Here is a 4,703-nt window from a genome sequence, read left to right as displayed (position 1 = left end):
AAGAGTCCACCAGTACGACGCCGGCGCCTTGCCAGTTGTCTGCGAATGCCAGGGTTTCTTCGTCTCCGGCGTTGGCAAGTGCAAGTAGAATTCCATCAGGGTGTCTGCTCGCGCCGCGTATCGGGATGCCCCATTTGCGAAGTTGGGCTTCGATCGCAGACCGGTGTGGGTTGTCCGGTGGTATGGCCATCGCTATGCCAATGTCCTTGAGGCGGGAATCCACGCGGGGCAGATCATAATCTTCGCTGGCTCCATGAACCGGCAGGGGCAGGGTGACGGTGAAGTGTGTGCCGCTGCCCTCCCGGGAGTCCACCAGAATCTGGCCATGCATGCGTTCGACAAGTTGACGGCAGAGCGTCAGGCCGAGACCGGTGCCCCCATAAAGCCGCGTGGTCTCTGCATCAGCCTGGGAGAAGGGTGAGAAAATCCGGTGCAGGCCCTCAGTAGACATACCGATCCCGGTATCTACGACATCGATTCTCAGGCTACCCCCGGAGTAGGCCGCCTTTAATTTCACGCTGCCTTCGTCCGTGAATTTGATGGCATTGCTCAGGAGGTTGTTGAGCACCTGGCGTACCCGTGTCGGGTCTCCCAGGAAGTCTTCAGGCAGATCCGGATCGATTTCGGTAACCAGGTGAATACGTTTGCGCCGCGCCTGTTGGGCATGAAGTGTCGCGCACTCTTCGATCAGGTGCCGGACACTGAAGGGGATGTTTTCCAGACTGAGTTTGCCGGCCTCCACTTTCGAGATGTCCAGTATGTCGTTAAGCAGCCCGAGCAGGCTTTCACCGGCGTTCAGGGCAATTTCTATCCTGTTGCGCTGGGCAGAATCCAGCTCGCCCTCGAGTGCCAGGCCGAGCATCCCGAGAACACCATTGAGCGGAGTCCGGATCTCATGGCTCATGCTGGCCAGGAAATTGGCCCTTGCCCGCGCCCGGCGAACTGCATCTTCCTTGGCTTTGACCAGGGCGCGATTACCGCGCTGCAAAGCATCGTTCTTTTCGGAGATCTCCCGGGTCCGGTCCGCCACCTCCTGCTCAAGCTGGGTGGAGTAGTTTTTCATGGCACTCTCGGCGTGCCGGAGTTGTGCAAGGCTCGAATCGATGGTTTCCAGGTGCTGGTTGATGATACCAACCATGGTCCCGATCTCGTCTTCCCGATGGTTTGCCGGGATCGGAAGCCTGACCTTTTCAGGAGAGGTAGCCCGCACCTGGCTCAGTGCGCTGATCACATTGAGCATGGGACGGGTCAGCACAAAATAGAAAATGGCAAGGAGAGCTGCAGACAGGATCAGGCTTTTCAGTAGCCCGCTGATCAGCGTGTATCCGGCTCGTTGGAGGAAGAGCGCCCCATAGTGATAGGTGTCAATGGTGACGATCAGATGCCCAAGTGGCAGATCCTCAAGTTGCGGAACCCGGAGCTCCTGTCGAAATACGCGATCCGGCCCGAACAGCAGATCGCTGACCCAGCGATAGGGCGAGACCGGGCTGCTCTTGCTGGATGCTGCCATGGTCTCGTCGTCATTATCGGTAATCCGGGCATCAATGGTCGCGGGATGGCGAAGCAGGCCGTCGAGCAACTCTTCCGCCAGGCGGACGTCGATGTTGTAGGCAATCTGGGAGGCCGGGCTGTTGCTGATATCGATCAGCGCATGGATTTCCTTCTCCATGGAATCCTTCGCGCTAAAGTAGTCCAGGGTAATCTGGACCACATTCAGCACCAGCCCGAGGGCCATGGCAACGAGGACCGTGTCTCGAGTCAGTCTATAGGAAAGCCGTTGTTTGAAGCCGTTGCTCACGGGTTTGCACTGTCCCTGTTGACGGGCCTCTCACAGCGACCCGTTCGGTACCTTCAGTCGTCGTAATCGGCCTTTTTCTTCCACTCATCGTCGTGGAGAAAAGTATCCCACTCTCGGTCCAGTTTGGACTCTCCCTGCGGGCTTTCCTTACCCTCTGCACTCATGGCCTCAAGTTCCTGAATGCGCGTCCGGAAGCTCTTCACTGCTTTCATGGCAAGTGGATTGTCGCGGGATTTACCCATTTCGGTACTGGCCAGGTGATAGGCATGAATGGCCTTCCGGATCTGGTTCTGGCGAACATAGTCCCGGGCCTGAAACACATGAAGATCCGCGTGGGTCTTGTGGACAAGGAAGAGCACATACTTGAGGTTTTTCTTGGCGGTGGCCGAATCAATCCGCCCGCTCTTGTGCATGGCTTCAATCATCTTGAACAGATTCTGAAGCAATTCCTTGACGTAATTCGATTTTTCCGCGGAATCAATCTTGACTGGCGTGGTGGTGTCGCGCTTTTCAACGATCTGTGTTTTCAGTTCTGCAGCGGACTTCTGCCATTCCTTGACCGGCAGGTTCGACTTCAGGCCGGCCAGCTCCGCGCAAGCTTCTTCCATGCGTTTAATCAGAAGCAGTTTCAGATCCGCTGTCAGGTATTGGCCTGGAATTTCGGTCAGCAGGCGATTGGCCCTGTTATAGGCGTCTTCCTGAGCGGTAATCTTGCGCGCCCGTTCAATGCGGGCGCGTTCCCGCATCTGGCTGAGCACAATAATGACAATCGAGACGGTAACGATGGCCGCCAGCAGAAGGACGATCGTAGTGGTATCCATTTTGTCAGTAACGACTCCGGCTTCAGGATCAAATGATGGCGGGTGTACAAACCGGCCTCAAAACACCGATATTATTCAGCAAGTATCCGAAAGACTAGCAGAAATACCGCTCCAGATCCGTTTTCAAATGTGAAAGTTCGTGTTGCTGATTGATTACGTGAATCCTCGCTATCATGTATATTGCTCTCGTGAATGAGCCTCGCTTTTCCTGTTGTCCTGGCGTTCCGGAGTTTTTGTGGATATTTCCCGTGTTGATCTGAACCTGCTCGTGTACCTGGATGTGTTGCTGCGCGAGCGGAATGTGACCAAGGCAGCGAACCATCTGGGTATTACCCAGCCTGCCATGAGCAATGGTTTGAAGCGGTTGCGGGATCTGTTCAGTGATCCGCTCCTGGTGCGAACCAGTGAGGGTATGACGGCCACGGAGCGCGCGCGTGAACTACAACCGCTGGTGCGGGGAATCCTGTCGGATATTGAACAGGCCGTGCAAGATAAGACACCCTTTTCAGCTCTTGAAAGCCAGCGCGTGTTCCGGATCATGGCCAGTGATTATGCCGAATCCTGCCTGATGCCCCGGGTTCTGAGGCGGATCCGTCAGGAAGCACCGCACGTCACCCTGGATGTGCTCACGCCCAGTGACGTCAGCTTCCTGGATGTCGAGCAGGGGCGGTTGGATATGGCGATCAACCGGTTCGACAAGATCCCCCAGTCTTTCCATCAGAAGACCCTCTGGACCGAGTATTTTGCCTGCCTGATGAACGCCCGTAACCCGGTATTGAAGGAGCCCTTTACCCTGGACACCTATCTGGACGCCAGCCATATCTGGGTCAGCAAGACCGGGTTTGGTGTTGGTGTTGGTGTAAACCCGAAGGATGTCCAGCGGCTGGGCTGGGTTGATGAGGCGCTGTCGAGAATGGGGCGAAAGCGTCAGATTTCCGTATTCACCCGTCACTATCAGGTTGCAATGCTGCTGGCCGAGCAGCATGACCTGATTGCCACGCTGCCATCCCGGGCAGCCTGGCTGCAGAAAGACAACCCGAATCTTGTGGTCAAGGTGCCTCCGTTCGAGATTCCACCGTTCGAGCTGAAAATGGCCTGGAGCCCTCTGTTGCAGCACAACGCGGACCATCAATGGCTGCGCAAACTGATTGCTGAGGTGGCTACTGAGGTGGATACCGAGTTTGCTCCGTTCGGGGCCAGGTTCGAAGCGCCGGACGCGCCCCAGGCCCATCACTCAGAGCGGTAGTTCCCGAAGCTCCAGGGAAGGGCGGGCTGCATCCCACATGCGTTGGAAGTTTTCCGACAAGAGCTTTACGCGGCCGCCGTCCGAGAACTTGGCGAAACCCTCTGGCTTGTAGAAATCATGTCGGTACACCACGCCTTCACGGTCAGCAATAATGAAGGGCTGGTCCTCAACCGGGTAGTCCTCGTTGACCAGTCGAAGTTCCATGCGGCTCGGCAGCCGGCGCATCAGTTCGACCAGTGTGTGTCGACGTTTCACCAGCGGCTTGTCGTCATGGATCAGCAACCTGACTTCGCTGAGCCGGTGCCGACGGGCCAGGGCGGAGATCAGCTCCCGGAAACGATGCCGGTCATACAGATCGTGTTCGAGCAGGCGGTCATACAGCCAGATGCGCTGGCCGGCCTGGCCAACCACCGAATCCATTAGCCCCAGTAGCCTGGCCTCGGTATCAAACAGCCAGGAGTCTGTGTCGCTGCCCAGAATCATCGGCCGGTCCCGGGAGCCAAGGCCCTCGGCCGCGAGTCCCGGTGCCAGGCTACGCATCTCAAAGTGGGGAATGCCGGCGTCGTCGTAAACGCCCGAACAGACGTGGAAGCCTGACCGTTGATAAAAAGGAATGGCGTGCTCTTGGGCAGACAACCTGAGCTCGGCAAAACGGTCAGCCGATTCTGCGATCAGGTGCCGGAGCAATGCTTCCCCGATACCCTGTCCGCGGTATTGGGGCAGGATCGCCATGCGACCGATGTGGCCGGTCTCTTCAAGGGTTGAAAACAGTCGTGCCACGCCTGCCGGGGTATTGTCTGGCAGCACTGCCAGATAGTGATCTGCAATTTCGTCGGTT

4 protein-coding genes are annotated in these 4,703 nt (G+C 57.1%); 1 reads left to right on the top strand and 3 read right to left on the bottom strand.

The features are described from left to right. On the bottom strand, positions 1 to 1,798 hold a 1,798-nt coding region (locus B2W52_RS07245), incomplete at its 3' end, for an ATP-binding protein (RefSeq protein ID WP_286802174.1). Between the two features lie 53 nt (positions 1,799 to 1,851). After that, positions 1,852 to 2,619 carry a hypothetical protein gene (locus tag B2W52_RS07240; protein WP_014577434.1) on the bottom strand — a complete coding sequence of 256 codons (768 nt, stop codon included), beginning with the start codon at positions 2,617 to 2,619 and terminating at the stop codon, positions 1,852 to 1,854. Between the two features lie 235 nt (positions 2,620 to 2,854). On the opposite strand from B2W52_RS07240, the gene B2W52_RS07235 reads away from it, so the two are divergent. After that, positions 2,855 to 3,865: a LysR family transcriptional regulator gene (locus B2W52_RS07235; protein ID WP_039882066.1), complete on the top strand. Its 1,011-nt coding sequence runs from the start codon at positions 2,855 to 2,857 to the stop codon at positions 3,863 to 3,865. Here B2W52_RS07235 and B2W52_RS07230 read toward each other — a convergent pair. Beyond that, a partial coding sequence (locus B2W52_RS07230; protein WP_286802171.1) for a GNAT family N-acetyltransferase occupies positions 3,854 to 4,703 on the bottom strand: 850 nt, incomplete at its 5' end. The two genes, B2W52_RS07235 and B2W52_RS07230, sit on opposite strands and share 12 nt — an antisense overlap.

It is taken from the genome of Marinobacter sp. UBA2498 (assembly GCF_002341575.1).
GTDB lineage: Bacteria > Pseudomonadota > Gammaproteobacteria > Pseudomonadales > Oleiphilaceae > Marinobacter > Marinobacter manganoxydans.
Note: the sequence above shows the minus strand (reverse complement) of the source record. Positions and strands in the feature narration are given on the sequence as shown.

Bases quoted from the DNA above. Each gene is read 5' to 3' on its own strand.
- B2W52_RS07240 (WP_014577434.1), bottom strand. From the start codon at position 2,619: ATGGATACCACTACGATCGTCCTTCTGCTGGCGGCCATCGTTACCGTC.